We start from the raw sequence: 15494 nt of genomic DNA, 5'->3' as shown, positions 1-15494 counted from the left end.
ATCAGATTCAGTTTTTTGTTGCATTCTTATTATTCTCTGTTATTACCTTATAGCAGTTTAAAAATCTTCACCATTATCTGAGACATCTTCAGCCTTGTCGGAAATGGTCTCTTTCATTTATTTTGACTGCATATTTTACAGATGGTTTTATTGACGGTTTTAGGGAATTAAATCTATTAAGGAGGCATTTTCATCTGATAATTTCATTTTAACGACTATTCAATCAAAGATGCGTGATAGATTGAAATTCCTATAAAATTCGTGGAATTTTCGCATTTCAACGAAAATGCTGCAATGGTCTCCAACATAGCGGAGTGCGAAGAAAATTCCTCATACCCAATACCAATGACCATGGGTGAATAAGGAAGTTCATCCTCAATCTTGGCATAAATATCTTCAGCAGTCTTTCCAATTCCTCCGTAGACCATTGGGATAATAACGTCTAAGTAAGAGTGCAATGTTGTGGGGTCTCCTCGTTCAAGGGAATTATTTATAGTTCGTTCATTGTACCAATAGGCGACAGCAGCAGACAATACTGGCACACATTCATAATCCGCTTTATAATCATCTAGTAAAACTCGAATTTTTGAAAGTAATTCCAACCAGTGCTCAAAAATTAAATTTTTTTCAGTCCAAGACGCGGTACTATTCCAGTTTGGATGACCATGGGGTTCCACATCAAGATGGATCCCATCAAAGGGCGTGCGCGGATATTTTGTGTTGAAGGCCAAAATTTCACTAATACGTTGAAGGGCATTATCATGAAAAGCGCGTTCACAAAAGACCGGGTCTTCTAAAGTCATGATATGAATGGAAATATTTTCCTCATGAGCTTGTTTAATAAGATCAAGCGCTTTAGTTTCTGATTGCGAGGAATATTGGGAGTGAGATTGGTTTAATTCATGAGTATTGATAGATATTAGTAGAAATGTCCAATTCTTCGCCAAGCAGGAACTAATGATTTCTTGCGACGTATTTTCATCAAACTCATAGCTCCATCCACCCAATCCAAAATATTGCTTAGGCTTCGATATTGTATTTGGTTCCGCTTCATAGATGAAGTAATAATAACCCAAACCTGTTGTTGATAGAACAAAAATGAATATAAGGAAAAAAGAAAAAATCTTGTTGCTGCGCTTGACCATTGATGAACTAACCTTTGTTACCGTTTAGCTGTTTTTAAAACTTCAATATAATCGGAGACATCTTCTACTTTGTCGGAAATTGTTTCGATCATATCGACGAAATTGGAAATTTGAATCGCTACAAAGTGATTGAATGGCGCGAGTTCAAGTTTATTTAACATTTCATAGATAGTGGAATGCAACTGATCGCATTTATGTTCGATGTGTTGAATTTTTTCGCACACACGAAAGGTTTCGCGATTCAACATATCATCCATTTTCTTAATTAGATTGAACAGAATTTTTGTGGCTTCAACCGATAAGCGGATGATTTCAACCATCTTAGCTAATATATTATCTCCAAGAGCTGCAAAGTGTTCATGATTTATTCCAGATATTCTTCGTGCCGCTCCATCCGTTGTATTTGCAATTCGATCAATACGTTTTACTAAATGAGATAAATCCTCTCGCATTTGAGGAGAAAGTTCACTTTGTGCAATATGCATTAAAATATCCCGACGCAAAGTGTCTGCTTCATTTTCTAATTGGTCTACTCGTTGAAAAATCTCTAAGGCAAGTGTCGGGTTTTTTTCTTCGACATAAATGGTAAATCCACGTTCAAATTCAACCACGGTTTCAAGGGTTTTTTGCATATGGGCAATAGCCATTTCTAAAGTATTTGCATTATTTCGGTCTTGTAGGAAATTTTTGAGTGAAATTCATATCACCTGGTAGTTTATTTTATAATATAATTAAATTTTAAAAAAGTTGACATCTTGGGTTAATTTATTCGGAGTGTGGAGTCAAGAATGGTCGAAGCAATTCGGGGGAATACTATCACATACTCGCTTGGGAAGTAAATCGTGACTGTTTCATTTACCTTAAAATTATGTATGGCGACCCGAGTTGTGGGTACTTCAACTTTGATCAATTTCTTGGGTGCTTCAAGTTTTATTTTGGCTGAAACAACTGCTTGGGAAGAAGATTTTTCATATTCTGGGAAATTTTCATATTTAAATTTTGCTTCGATCTCCAATCGAAGCCAAGCACCCATAAATTTGGCTCGTTTGACTTTACCGACAATTTTATTCGCTTTGTCATCTCGCCTTTTATGGCGCGATTTGAAATATTGAGATCGGATAAGAAAAGTGACTTCATCTCCCACCTCGAAATTTTTTTCTGTTTTAGCATAGAGAAAATACCCCTCTTCGGATTGGATAATGATCTTCTCCAGAGAAACATTTTTAAAACCTTTTTCAAGTACAGGTTCTTTCTGGATAATTTTACCTGAGAAGTGATTTAATTCCGTGCTAAAGAAATTGGTAACGAAGAGGTCAATGGGAGAATACATAATTTCCATTGGAGCCCCAATTTGGCGAATCTTACCGTGATCAAGAACTATAATTTTATCTGCTAACATCGCTTCTTGCATGTCGTTGGTGACATGGATCGTGGTAAGATTGAGTTGAGTGCTTTTTGCAATAGATTTTACTTCTCTTCGAAGGTTTAGACGAAGTCCCGCGTCCAAAGCTTTGAAGGGTTCATCCAAAATGAGTACTCCTCCTTCTTCCAATGCCATTATAGCTCGAGCTAGTGCCACTCTCTGTTGCATACCTCCCGAACATTCCTTCGGCAAAGCAAAATCGCGGTCTGATAACCTAACCAAGTTCAACACTGCCTGGGAAATTGAATAAGTCTCTTGGTGATTCGATTCGTGCATATGGCGAGCATAGCTCACATTATCCAAAATATGAAGATGAGGAAATAACGCGTATGATTCAAACATTACTCCGCAATGACGTTCACTCGATGGTAATTTAGTCACATCTTTTTCATCAAAATAAATCTTTCCCGATGTTGGAGTATAAAGACCACTGATAAGCCCAATCAAACTCGTTTTTCCTGCGCCTGTGGGACCAACTAAAATTGCATATTCTTTATCTTCAATTGTAAGATTTACATTAGAAAGGATCTGGACACCATCCTTCTTGAAATTTAAATTTTCGAGTCGTATTTTTACCATGATTTTCTCATCAGCCTATTGTAAATCCATTTCTTTTTGGAGATTTTTAGGATACTTGAAAATACGAAGATCTTCACCAAAAATTCCAACTTTAACTTCATCACCGATTTCAAAATCATATTTGAATACTTCTGGTTTAGCAACATCCAAAGTGTCGCTATTATCTAATTCTACGATAAATCGGCGTTCCTTTCCAGTCAAGTATTTTTCTATTATGACAGCATCCGCCAGAAAAATACCCTCCCAATTGGCTTGGGATGCCTTATAGTCATAGTCTTCTGAAAAAAGGTAAATATCTTCAGGACGGCTTGCTATTACCACATTTTCATCCAATCGAAATTGCGTGTTTTTTGAAAATACTATGTATTTTGGACCCCCTAATCGAACTTTCACTGAGTAGTTATTCCCCTCTATATGGGATACATATCCTTCCAAAATATTAAGTCCACCCAAAAAGTTGCCAACAAAGATCGATGATGGAAATTTATACAGACGTTCGGGGGTATCCTGTTGTAATAGTTTACCATCACGCATAATAATAATATTATCACCTATAGCCATGGCTTCTTCTTGATTGTGTGTAACTTGAATCGCAGTTAAGTGTTGATCTTTAATAATATTTCGAAGTTCCCAGCGAAATTCTGCCCCTATTTTGGGATCTAACGATCCCAATGGCTCATCCATAATTAAAATTTTTGCGCCGCTACAAATTGCCCGAGCAATGCCTAATCTTTGTAAATCTCCATTTCCCCATCCAATGGGGATTTCATCACCACGTTCTTCTAAACCAACTACACGTAATGCTTTTTCTCCTTGTTGAATAATATACTCTCTAGAAAAACCTTGAACATTTAAAGCATAAGTACAATTATCAAAGACTGAAATGGGGAAAATGTTGAAATTTTGAAAAACAAATGCAATTCCTCGCGTTTGAGGAGGGGCTAAGGTTACATCTTGTCCATCTATTAGGACATTTCCAATGGTAGGTTGAATTAGTCCTGATATCGTCCGGAGTAAGGTTGTTTTACCACAACCGCTAGGACCCAATAAGAATACAAAATCCCCTTCATGAATCACTAAATCCACATCCGATACGGCTACTACTTTCCCGTGATCAAAGGTTTTTCTGACTTTTTCTAATACTATATCTGGCATGTTATATCATTTTTATTTTAATTATAATCGTTGTTTTATGGTGGGAGTGAACATCCGAACGAGAGCAAGTAAGAAGGCACTGATAATGATTACCAATACACTTGCGAAAGCGGCTGAAATAAACGCATTCTCTTCAACCCAATCAACAATCAAGACCGGTACTGTCCGATCAGCTCCCATTACAATGAGGGTGGCACCTGTTTCACCAAGAGAACGGGTAAAGGCCGCAATCATACCCGCAATAACTCCATTTTTAATGGCTGGAAATGTTATTCTTCTAAAAGTTGTCAAAGGGGCCGCTCCAAGAGTTGCACTGGCTTCTTCGTGTCCTACATCTACATTTTTAATCTGAGCCGCAATTGGTCGAACAACATAAGGGAAAGTAAATGTAAGATGTGTAAAGATTATCATTCCAAGTCCCGGTTCTGCGATATTAATACCTGCGGGACCCCAAAACATAAATACTGCAAATCCTAAGGCTGCACTTGGTATGGTTAATGGAATATCTAAAATTGCATCAAGGATTTCATTCGCTTTTCCCCATTTTTCGCGCGTTAAAATGAAAGCAAAAGCAATTGCAAAGACTACATCAATCGCAATGACTATAAATCCAACTTGAAATGAATTTACCACCGATTCCCAAAGATAGGCCCATTTATTATCTACATCAAATAACTCTTCGTGAACTTTAGCTAGATTGATTTGGGACACGATATAGAAGGAAGGGACTAATACAAATATGATCATGAGAATAACTGCTAATATTTTGACCCCTCGTGAAAAAACCGGTTTGGAAAGATATTTTTCCCAATCAAAATGAATTTGCCAGAATTTTCTGGTAGTGGTATCTCGACGAGCAATCAATTTCACAATTAAGAGCAAACTCAACGAAATTATAATAAGTACTAAAGATAAAAAGGATGCCGTTGGTAATTGCAATTGCTTGCGTAATCCTACCACCAAAATAGGGGCTGTTTCAACTAATCCTGCACAAATCATGGTCGCTCCCGTTTCACCTAAAGAACGGGTAAATGCAAGAATCGAGCCAGCAATAAGCCCTTCTCGAATGAGCGGAAACGAAATTGTACGCAGCACGGTTAATTTTGAAGCCGATAATGTCATGGCTGCCTTTTCTAATAGAGGATTTACTTTTTCAATTGCAATTTTTAGATTACGAACAATATAGGGATATGTAAAGGCAACATGAACAAAAATAATTAGGGTCCTTCCGGGTAAGATATTAAAAATAGTCCAAAAAAGCATCACTGAGAATCCAAGAGCTGAGGTCGGAACCGCCATTGGTAAATCGACGAGAAAATCAACTATTTTTTTCCCTTTGAATTCTCCTCTGGTTAATATTACTGCTATGGGGAAACCTATTATAAGATCAATTCCGACTGCGATAAAAGCTATTGAAAACGATTCCCATAGTGCTGATTTCATCATTTGCCATTGAGAATCTCCGAGTAACTCGTCGGTAAATAAACGGATCCGAATCTCACCAATATTATCAATGACATTGCTGATGATATTGATGATGGGGGCCGCAATGATCATCATAAAAAAGCCGATAACCAGAACTTCTAACAAAATTTTATACTTCTTTTTCGAAAGTTCTGTTTCTGTTTTCAATAATAAGGAATTAGATTTTTCTGGTTTAATTAAAATTTTCTCCATTTTTTCTCTTTCTCCCATAATAATCACACTGAATTCCGAGTTAAAAGCCATAAATCTGGAATTCTTCCAATTACGGTTCCATCAGCAGGGGGTTGTAATTCAATAATAATACTTGGATCTGCGGTTACCCCATGGTTTGCATTAAAAGACTGGCTATATACTTCTTGAACGATTGGATCATTCAAAAATTCAGTGTTAATTGGACGAAATCCAGTGGCAATTGCTTTCGTGATTATTTCTTTTTGACTAATGAACTTTAGATATTCTTCTGCAACCATTCTTTGATCTTCCGAGACCCATTCAGCATTCAGAATGCAAAAAGGATGATCGCTAAATAAAGCCCCTTCTTCAGGATAAACCGCTACAATTTTTTGTCCATATCGTTCTTCGGCTTCCTGACCATAATCTTGAACAAGATTTTCATAAAGAATTGCAACCTGAAGAGCTTCAGGCCCTTGATCTCGCATATATTTCCCTAAAAATCCTGTAGATTTTCCATAAAAAATGGCGGCGCTCTCTAATTCTGACATCCAAGTTTGTAAAGGTTCTTGAGTTAAGTTATTAACAGACATTAGCTCAGGATCCATATTTAAAAAGCTACTAACCATCATGGTGGTTGCCATAAAACCACTATTTGATGATCGAGGATCAGTATGAGCCATGTTTATAAGACCGGGGTTATCCACAATCAAATCGTGTAAATCATTTAGGCCATTAAATGAATGCTCTGCATAAAAATCTTCCCATGTCGCAATTACAACAGGAGAATATATTAAACGGGTGAAATTTGGTACTATTAAATCATCAGTTAATGTATATTGGCTCCATTTGGTGTTCAGTAATGGAACCCATATGTTAGATGCAGGGGACCAGATCGTGGGTTTTGTTTCTCCATTCAATAAAGCAATTAATGAATCACCCGAGCCATATGGCTGAAAATCCAAAGAAATTTTCTTTAAAGAACTGTCCTGCACGCGTTTTTCTTCCCAAAATTCTTGAAAAAGTATTGCAGTTTCCGAAATCCAAGTTGATTTTTCGCTGGAATAAACCATTGAAAGTTTTATTACATCATCATCAGAATTTTGAAATATTAAGTATCCAAGAGCGGATCCACTAAAAAATCCGAATAAAATCCATGCTAAAAAAATGGTAGCACTGATTTTTTGTTTTAAATAGTTTTTAGAACCTTTTTTTTGAGTCATTTCTTAAAACTTCCTTAACCAGTTATTGATCGGATGTGGCCGTTAGCGAATGCAAAAAGCAACCCAACTGCAAAACTCAACACAAAAATGGTGGTGATTATTACTTTATTTCTGGTTTTTTCATTCATTTCATTCACTTCTTCAATAATTTACAATAATACAACAATTCAATTATAGTAAATCCAATATAACCATCTGCATGATTAATCGTCACAAGTACTGCCATAAGGTAAAGCTGTTATACTTATCAAAAGAGTTTTAAAATTTAGAAAAAAAAAACCAAAACAAGTTTCAATTCTATATGAAAGTTACTTCTCCAGAGTCCAAATCATAAATAGCTTTTAGAATTGTGGGCTGTAAATCTTTTGAAACTGTTTCGTCTAGCAGCTTTTGAAGTTTTTCGGCTTGAGTTGTTGCATTTTCATTCCATTCATTTTGGTTGAAGAATCCAAACCACTCTATTACATCCTTTTTTGACCGCGAAGCGAGTTTGTTAAGCGACTCTTGACTTATTTTGGTTGCTATGTGATCGATTTTTGCAGGATTATTTTTAATGGCCATTCCACATCGAGTATGGCCCAATACAATGAAAAATTTTGCACCTAATTCAACCGAAGCAACAAGGGCGGATCGAAACATGTCATCAGTCATCAAATTTCCTGCATTTTTTAAAACCAATAATTCTCCTGGCTTAGCCTGAAATATTTTTTCCACTGGAACTCGCGAATCTATACAAGAGAGTACCACAGTTTTTAGTGAACCATTCACCGAAGAAGATCCATCTTTTTTATATATCCACTGTCGATTTCTGTGTAGAAGAAGGTTTTTAAGCTCTTTTTCAGTAATCGTATCTGCTACATGCTCAATATTTTCAAACATACTTTAATAAAATATGATAGATCTTTAAAATTTAAGCAAAAAAAAGGATGATATATGAAACTTAAAGTTGATTTCCGCAACGAGCACAAAAAGACGCTCCTTCTAAATCTTCAGTTCCACATTTTGAACACTTTCGACCATGAATTTCATCCGTGTGTGATACTTTTCTTAGTTCTTTATCGATTTTCCGTTCGATCCAAGATTTAGAAGGATCTTCTCCATCTCGTGGTTTTCGTACTTTCCATACAATAAAGTGACTCAATAATCCAACCGACCATGCTCCGAAAGGCCATAGAAACCATGGGTAAGTCGTAGCTTTAGTGAAAACGAAGATGAAAAAGAGCAAACAATTAACAACTACAAATGAAAATGCATGCCATGACATTCCACTACCTTTAGGATTGAAATATGCAAAGCCGTGAAATGCTAATCCTGCGCCCCAACCTACAATTGCCCATAAACTCCATAAATATGTTGGGGGTGTCAAATAATTTATTATCAGTAGAATTACATTGACGAAAACATATGCTGTTCCATGTATTTGAATACCAGTTCGTCGTAATACTGTCCTTCGTGCTAATTTTCTTAAGAAAATTTCTTCAGAATCACTTATACTTGATGGTTTTTTTTCATCTTTGCTCATTGTTTTCTCTCCGATTCATTTTAAGAATTTATAATTACAATTATTCATCGACAGGAATTTCAAGCAAACTTGAGAATTTATACCCTGCTTTAGTAATCGCTTCTCGACCTTTAAGAGATCCAGATAATTCAATAACAAAGGCCATTTCTTCAACAATCCCCCCTGCTTTTTCAATTAAGCGTGCTGAAGCGATAGCAGTTCCACCTGTAGCTAAAAGATCGTCCACGATGAGTACCTTTTCTCCTTTTGCTATAGAATCTTTATGAATTTCAATTTTATTCGTGCCGTATTCTAAAGAATATTCCATTTCATACGTCTCTGCTGGTAATTTGCCCGGTTTGCGAATTAATACAAATCCCGCTCCAATCAAGTATGCCACGACGGATCCAAATATATAACCTCGGGCTTCGATTCCAACTACTTTTGTGATTCCCCGATTTTTATATATTTCTGCAAGTTTATCACAAGATTCTTTGAAACCCTCTTTATCATGGACTAAAGTTGTAATATCTTTAAATTGTATTCCAGGGATTGGAAAATCTGGCACATTTCTTATAAGTTTTAATAGGTCTACCATTTTATTTTTCACTTCTGAGTTCATAAAAAAAAAGATCATTTTACATAACTGCACCATCACGAGCGTGTGGGCATGGACATTCCTGATCAGATGGGATTTTAGGAATAGCGGTTTCTAATAATTTTCTTAAGTTATCAGTATTTTTTGCCATAGTTTCCAGTATTTCTTCAACAGACACTGACAAAGGTATAATTTTTCCTCCACAAGAAGGGCATTTTTCTCCATACATCACGATTCCACATTTCTTACATTCACACGCCCAAGCGTCCAGATCCGTGACCGTGGCAATAGAGCTATAGCACATATTCAATTCACCGGCAAGCACAATTTCAGGATAAACGGTCATTCCTATCACATCTCCCCCCCAATTTGCATACATACGAGATTCAGCACGTGTTGAAAAGCGTGGTCCATTGATACAAACATAAGTTCCACCTTTAATAATGTTCAATCCTAATTCTTTTCCAGTTTCATAGAAGACCTTATTCATTTCAGGGCAGAAAGGATCAGCTTGAGCCAAGTGACACACTTGCCCTCCATCATAAAATGTTTCTTTTCGCCCCTTCGTGCGGTCGATATATTGATCAACAATTACAAATACTCCTTTACCCGTCTTAGGAGTTAATCCGCCAACAGCACATGGTGAAAAGATCCTTTTTACTCCAATTTCTTTCATAGCCCATATATTTGCTCGATAGTTTAATGCATGAGGTGGCTGTGAATGCCCTGGACCATGTCGTTCTAAAAATGCCACTTTTTTTCCATTAAATGTTCCGATCTTTACCTCATCTGAAGGTGCTCCATAAGGTGTATATATTTTATATGATTCAACATTTTCTAAGGCTATATCTGCGCCAGTACCTCCAATTATTCCAATTTCTACATCTTTTTTCTCATATGTCATATTTCATTCTTTCCCACTAAAGCTAAATGTTTGAATTTATTTCAACAACGTTTTATTTTTACTTTTGTTCCCAAAAAAAATTTTGTATACTTCAATAATTCAAAAAAATCTTAAATTTTGTGAGATTGATTTATTGTATATATAAATCTGGTCGAACAATAAATGGTAAAAATAAGATTTTTAGGGGCTTGTCAAGAAGTCGGGCGGAGTGGTGTCTTAATTGAATCTGAAGAAACCGGCGATTCTATTCTCTGTGATTATGGGACCAAAACTGATTATACTCAACTTTTCCCCGAACATGTAAGTGGAAAAGATTTGTCTGCAATTGTATTAACGCATTCTCACATAGATCATTGTGGTGGTATTCCACTATTTTATATTTCTGGCTCAGTTCCTCTATTTTGCACCGAGCTAACTTATCAAGTATCGGAAATTCTCTTGCAAGATATGTTTAAAATCAGTCAAGATTATCTTCCTTTCGGAAGAAATGAATTGTATAAAATGCGCAAATATGTAAATTATTTGGATTATGGAAAACGTCGTCGAGTTGGGAAGAAGTCATTTATCACTCTTTTTAATGCTGGTCATATTCCTGGAAGTGCTTTGATTTTGATAGAGATGGATGGAAAGAAAATCTTGTATACTGGAGATATTAACACAATAAAAACTCAATTATTGAATCCAGCGAATCCCGAAGAAATTCCACCTCTTGATGCAATTATTACTGAAACGACTTATGGAACTACGGATCATTCTTCCAGAGCTGAAATTGAAGATAAATTTATGGAAGAAATTCATCGGGTGATGGAAATTAAAGGTATTGCTCTTGTTCCAGCTTTTGGGGTATCTAGATCTCAAGAAATGTTAATGGTGTTAAATAGAGATGGTTCTTCTTCATTCCATGTCACTGTTGATGGAATGGCAAGAAAAATCGCCACGATTTATCAGCGTCATCAAAAAATGTTCCGTGATGGAACTGCTTTAGATCAAGCTATTCGAGCATCTCATATGATTAATCAACGAAGAAGAGATTTTGAAAGGAAAAAAGCAGCAACTTCTCCTGGTGTGATTGTAGCTCCTTCCGGAATGTTAAAAGGTGGAACTGCCCGTTATTATGCGGAAAATATTATCGAGGATCCAAAAAATTCTTTCAATCTTGTATCATATCAAGCTGAAGATACTCCTGGAAGATATCTATTAGATCATGGTAAATTTATCAAAAATTCACCCGAAGATGCAATAGATGTGCAAGCCAAAGTGAATCATTTTGATTTTAGTTCTCATTCTGGAAAATCAGATTTGATAGCCTATTTAAATCAGTTGAAATTTACTGGTGAGAAAAAAGTATTTTGTGTTCATGGAGAATCCGAGGTTCTATTGGCTTTTGCCAAAGAAATTCAAGAGTTAGGTTACACTACTGAGACTCCATTAATGGGGCAAGTTTTTACCCTTTAATTTTTTTTTAAAATAGTCATTTATTTCAGAAATGTTTGGGCGTTTATACTTATTGCTAATATTATCAATTTCAAAAATTTTTTTTAAGAATTCTGCAAGTATGTGAGCTGAAGCACCCCAAATATGGAATATTTTGTTAATATTAGGATCTTTAAAATCGAAGCTTAATAATGGAATTGTTGTCCCTTCAAAAATTTTCATTGGAGTTTCAGTGAATAAGTTTTTTCTTAACAGATAGTTTAATGGAATTTCTACCAAATGGGCCACTTCTTGATGATTAATCGCGAAATTATCTGAATCATTCCAGTCCAATATTCCAATAAAGGGTCTTATTAAATATCCTGTTATTGTAGGTAGATCGTTTAACCTTCCCAAAATAGAAATTTTATTTTTTTCTATTCCAATTTCCTCGACAGTTTCACGTATTGCAGTATGCTTCAAGTCGTAATCAAGATAAACATCAAATTTTCCACCTGGAAAACTCATTTCACCCGTATGATTGTTTAATTTGGATGATCGTGAAGTCATGATTATCTTAAGCTGAGAATCTTTCTCAACCAATAAAATTAGAATGGCGGATTTTTTAAGATAAGGACTTTCAAATTCATCAGGGGGATCAATTTTCAAATTCTGAGTTATTTTTTTAATAATTACTTTTTTATTTAGAACATTTTTTCTTTCTTTCATATATAGCAACAAAAAATATTTTACCTTATTTGATTTATTGTAATTGATTATAAATGCCAAGTTCGAATCCTAAACATCGAAAAAAAATTACTCAATCGAGAGACATGGGAATAAAAAAAACTAACGATTCGTGTTCAGTTAGTGGATGTTCACTAGAAGGGTCCCATCATTTAGCAGCATCTAATCTAGATGGTTATATGACAAAACTAAAATGGACCTTAGACATTGATAAAAAAAAGTCAAAACGTGCAGCTTTGTGTAAAAAACATTATAAAGAATATAAGAAATTGAAAAATAAAGATGAAAAATACACGAAGTTTCGAGATTTCGGAAATAAAAGTGCACCCAAACGAGAAAAATCACATAATTTCTTAGAATAAATAAAAAATCTTTTTTTATACAGTTTTTAAAAATCCTTAAATCTCAAATAGTTCGATTATGATGAATAAGACATTTGTGAAAAGAAAGATGAGATCGATTCATGTTGATTTAAATTTAAACCTACAGCAACAAGGGTCAAAACTGCCAATAAAGCTATAATTGAGATCATTACTTTGCGCATAACAAGTTTGATAAGCAAAAAAAATTTTAAAAAATTTCGTGACGATCCCTTGATTTCAATTTTTTTGTTAAAACCATTTTGATCTTTTGGGTCTAGAATAAAGTTCAAGAATCTTAATTTTCTGAGTGATTTGTTCAATTTCCTTGGATAAATCGGATTTTTGTGAATCAAAATCGTCCTGATCAATTTCATGGGTTTTAAATCGTGCCTGGAGTAATCTGATACGGCCTTCTAGTTTGTTTTTTTCTGTTTTTTCTTGGGAGAGCCATCGAATAATATTAACTCGCAACCCTTGGACTTCATCTTCATATTTTCTAAAGGCGGTAGAATATTCCATTTTCAATTGTTCATAAATATCACGTTTAATTTTGTGATGTTTGAATGATCTTTTTAACTCAACCAATTGTCCTCTTAACACATCCATCTCTGAATCCAATTCATCAACTCTAAATTGGCCAGATGGTCCTAATTCATCACGTAAATCATCTTCTTCTTGTTTTAACTCTTCTTTTACACTTTTAAATGCATTTAATTTTGCATTCATACCTTGAGCATATTCGATATCATATTCATAACGCTCTGAATCCAATCCATCGGTGAGATTTTTTAACTTTTTCTTAAGCAATTTTTTCTTATTTTCGACAATTGCAAGTTTCATTTTTGTTTTGAGCTGATCTCGAATTTCTTCAGGAAGATCAACCGTAGAACTAACTTCCTCCTTATCTTTTTTCTTTGTCTTCTTTTTCTCATCAATTTCATCCGCTGAAAGAATTCTATCATCCAATTGATCTTGAGAACCTTCAGTAACTAAGAAGGGTGCATTTTCATGATTAGAGTCTCCATCATTCTTGTCCAATCCTTGGATCATTCCAGTTCCTAGCTCCTTATCAATTTCGTCTCTCTCTTCTTTTGATATTGATGGTTTTTGGGGTGTCTGACCTACTTTTGATCCACAAAAAATGCAGAATTTGTCCGAATCTCTTATCATTCGACCACAAAAGTTACATTGGACTTCTTTAAATTTTGCCATTAGATTTCACTGTTTTTTTTTTCGATACTAAATTGCTATATGCTTAATTAGGGGAATTGATTTAAAATATTTTTAGGAGCCAATGATTAGTAAACTTGGGTTTTTTGTATGACAAGAAATGAGTACACTCCTATACACATCGGTCTTCTAGGACATATAGATGCCGGAAAAACTGCGATCGCCAGATGCTTAAGTGAAGTTGTCTCAACCGCGGGTTTGGATAAACATCCTCAATCTAAAAAACGCGGAATCACCATTGATTTGGGTTTCACTTTTTTTCCTCTTGATGAGTATATGATTACTTTGGTGGATGCTCCAGGTCATGCAGATTTAATTCGTAGTGTAGTTAGTTGTGCAAATATCATTGATCTTGCAATTCTTGTCGTGGATGCAGTTCAAGGACCTCAAGTTCAAACTGGTGAACATTTATTAATTTTGGATATTCTCGAAATTAAGGAAGTTGTCGTTCTATTTAATAAAATTGAAATGGTTAATCCTGAGCAGATTTCTATCTTGGAAGGTCAAATGAAGCAAATTATGCAAGCAACTCGATATAAAACACAATATAAGACATTTAATGTTTCGGCCAAACAAAATAGGGGATTTGGTGTAGTTAAAGATTATTTATTAACAACAATTAAAAGCATGAAAATTAAGCGTGTTTCGGAAACTCCTCTGCATTTTCTATTTGATCATCATTTTAACAAAAAAGGATTCGGAACCATTTTAACTGGAACTGCAATTAGTGGTCAAGTTAAGATTGGTGATGAATTACTAATTTTACCTCCAAAAATATCTACACGCATCAAATCCATTCAAAAATGGAAAGAAAATGCCCAATTTGTTGTTGCGGGAGATCGATGTGGAATTGCTGTTACTCAAATTGATTCAAATCGAATATATCGAGGATGTTTTGCTACAAATGAAGGTGATAAATATAAGAAAGCTCAAATTTTTGAGATTCAAGTTGAAGAATTAGCATTATTTCAATTGGGGTGCAAATTTGGTCAATCCATAAATGTAAATCATGGCATGATGGCATTGAATGCTCGAATTTTTCCTTTTTATACACTTCAAAAATCAGGACAACGCTATCCCGTGGCTTTCCACCCTCCGCGATCAAAAAAGAAGTATCGTGCCATTTTATGGTTGGCTACTGAAGAATATATTCGAGACTCTGATGTTTTTCTTCTGAGTAGATTAGATTTATCACCTAAAGCTCTGAGAATTATGGGATCAGCAAAAATCAAAAAAGTGCATTTTAATCCCCCTCTATTGAATAAGATTAAAATGAAGCATGGAATTGTAACTAAACTAAATTACTCTCCAAATACAGTAATCGTTGAAGGATTAGCTGCATCTTTGAAAGGTGCTCAAAGCATTCTCAATTTGAATGCTGAACCTCCATATGATAAAATTGTCTCTTCATTTGGTCAAAAAGGTAATGTTGAAGTTAGAGTAAATAAAACTCAACTAAATTTGCTTTCATCCGGTCAAAATGAAGTAGAATTACAATTATTTAAAGATATCAAACTGGATTATTCAAAATCCTACGAAAAAATAATTCCTCAATAAT

General features: G+C 34.9%; 15 protein-coding genes. 3 read left to right on the top strand and 12 right to left on the bottom strand.

Going from position 1 to position 15494, the window contains the following annotated elements; translation table 11 throughout:
- Positions 1–215: 215 nt before the first annotated feature.
- The 10 genes from NEF87_RS13830 to mtnP form a co-directional block, all read right to left on the bottom strand.
- Positions 216–1145, bottom strand: coding sequence for a hypothetical protein (locus NEF87_RS13830; RefSeq protein WP_457916264.1), 930 nt, complete (start codon positions 1143–1145; stop codon positions 216–218).
- Positions 1146–1162: 17 nt separating this feature from the next.
- Positions 1163–1792, bottom strand: coding sequence for a DUF47 domain-containing protein (locus NEF87_RS13825; RefSeq protein ID WP_457916263.1), 630 nt, complete (start codon positions 1790–1792; stop codon positions 1163–1165).
- 113 nt (positions 1793–1905) lie between these two features.
- The gene (locus NEF87_RS13820; RefSeq protein ID WP_457916262.1) at positions 1906–3147 is read right to left on the bottom strand and encodes an ABC transporter ATP-binding protein; all 1242 of its coding nucleotides are present in this window, start codon (positions 3145–3147) and stop codon (positions 1906–1908) included.
- Between the two features lie 15 nt (positions 3148–3162).
- Positions 3163–4302, bottom strand: coding sequence for an ABC transporter ATP-binding protein (locus NEF87_RS13815; protein WP_457916261.1), 1140 nt, complete (start codon positions 4300–4302; stop codon positions 3163–3165).
- Between the two features lie 21 nt (positions 4303–4323).
- The gene (locus tag NEF87_RS13810; protein ID WP_457916260.1) at positions 4324–5997 is read right to left on the bottom strand and encodes an ABC transporter permease; all 1674 of its coding nucleotides are present in this window, start codon (positions 5995–5997) and stop codon (positions 4324–4326) included.
- 5 nt (positions 5998–6002) lie between these two features.
- Positions 6003–7181, bottom strand: coding sequence for a substrate-binding domain-containing protein (locus NEF87_RS13805; RefSeq protein WP_457916259.1), 1179 nt, complete (start codon positions 7179–7181; stop codon positions 6003–6005).
- Between the two features lie 297 nt (positions 7182–7478).
- Positions 7479–8060, bottom strand: a complete 582-nt coding sequence (locus tag NEF87_RS13800) for a carbonic anhydrase (RefSeq protein ID WP_457916258.1) — start codon at positions 8058–8060, stop codon at positions 7479–7481.
- A gap of 61 nt (positions 8061–8121) precedes the next feature.
- Positions 8122–8703: a 2TM domain-containing protein gene (locus tag NEF87_RS13795; protein WP_457916257.1), complete on the bottom strand. Its 582-nt coding sequence runs from the start codon at positions 8701–8703 to the stop codon at positions 8122–8124.
- A gap of 40 nt (positions 8704–8743) precedes the next feature.
- A complete protein-coding gene (locus NEF87_RS13790; RefSeq protein ID WP_457916256.1) occupies positions 8744–9280 on the bottom strand; it encodes an adenine phosphoribosyltransferase in 537 nt (178 codons plus the stop codon).
- 40 nt (positions 9281–9320) lie between these two features.
- On the bottom strand, positions 9321–10184 hold the full coding sequence (mtnP, locus tag NEF87_RS13785; RefSeq protein ID WP_457916255.1) for an S-methyl-5'-thioadenosine phosphorylase: 864 nt from the start codon (positions 10182–10184) through the stop codon (positions 9321–9323).
- A gap of 162 nt (positions 10185–10346) precedes the next feature.
- On the opposite strand from mtnP, the gene NEF87_RS13780 reads away from it, so the two are divergent.
- Complete coding sequence (locus NEF87_RS13780) at positions 10347–11639, top strand: MBL fold metallo-hydrolase (RefSeq protein ID WP_371802003.1); 1293 nt, start codon at positions 10347–10349, stop codon at positions 11637–11639.
- On the opposite strand, the gene NEF87_RS13775 is transcribed toward NEF87_RS13780, so the two are convergent.
- The gene (locus NEF87_RS13775; protein ID WP_457916254.1) at positions 11613–12326 is read right to left on the bottom strand and encodes an NUDIX hydrolase; all 714 of its coding nucleotides are present in this window, start codon (positions 12324–12326) and stop codon (positions 11613–11615) included. The genes NEF87_RS13780 and NEF87_RS13775 overlap by 27 nt on opposite strands.
- Before the next feature lie 53 nt (positions 12327–12379).
- Between NEF87_RS13775 and NEF87_RS13770 the strand changes: the two genes are divergently transcribed.
- Positions 12380–12706, top strand: coding sequence for a hypothetical protein (locus NEF87_RS13770; RefSeq protein WP_371802001.1), 327 nt, complete (start codon positions 12380–12382; stop codon positions 12704–12706).
- A gap of 249 nt (positions 12707–12955) precedes the next feature.
- On the opposite strand, the gene NEF87_RS13765 is transcribed toward NEF87_RS13770, so the two are convergent.
- Complete coding sequence (locus tag NEF87_RS13765; protein ID WP_457916253.1) at positions 12956–13918, bottom strand: hypothetical protein; 963 nt, start codon at positions 13916–13918, stop codon at positions 12956–12958.
- A gap of 108 nt (positions 13919–14026) precedes the next feature.
- Between NEF87_RS13765 and selB the strand changes: the two genes are divergently transcribed.
- Positions 14027–15493: a selenocysteine-specific translation elongation factor gene (gene selB / locus NEF87_RS13760; protein WP_457916252.1), complete on the top strand. Its 1467-nt coding sequence runs from the start codon at positions 14027–14029 to the stop codon at positions 15491–15493.
- Position 15494 lies beyond the last annotated feature (1 nt).

It is taken from the genome of Candidatus Lokiarchaeum ossiferum, assembly GCA_025839675.1.
GTDB classification, from domain to species: Archaea; Asgardarchaeota; Lokiarchaeia; order Sigyniarchaeales; family Promethearchaeaceae; genus Lokiarchaeum; species Lokiarchaeum ossiferum.
This window is presented reverse-complemented; position numbering and strand designations above follow the sequence as displayed.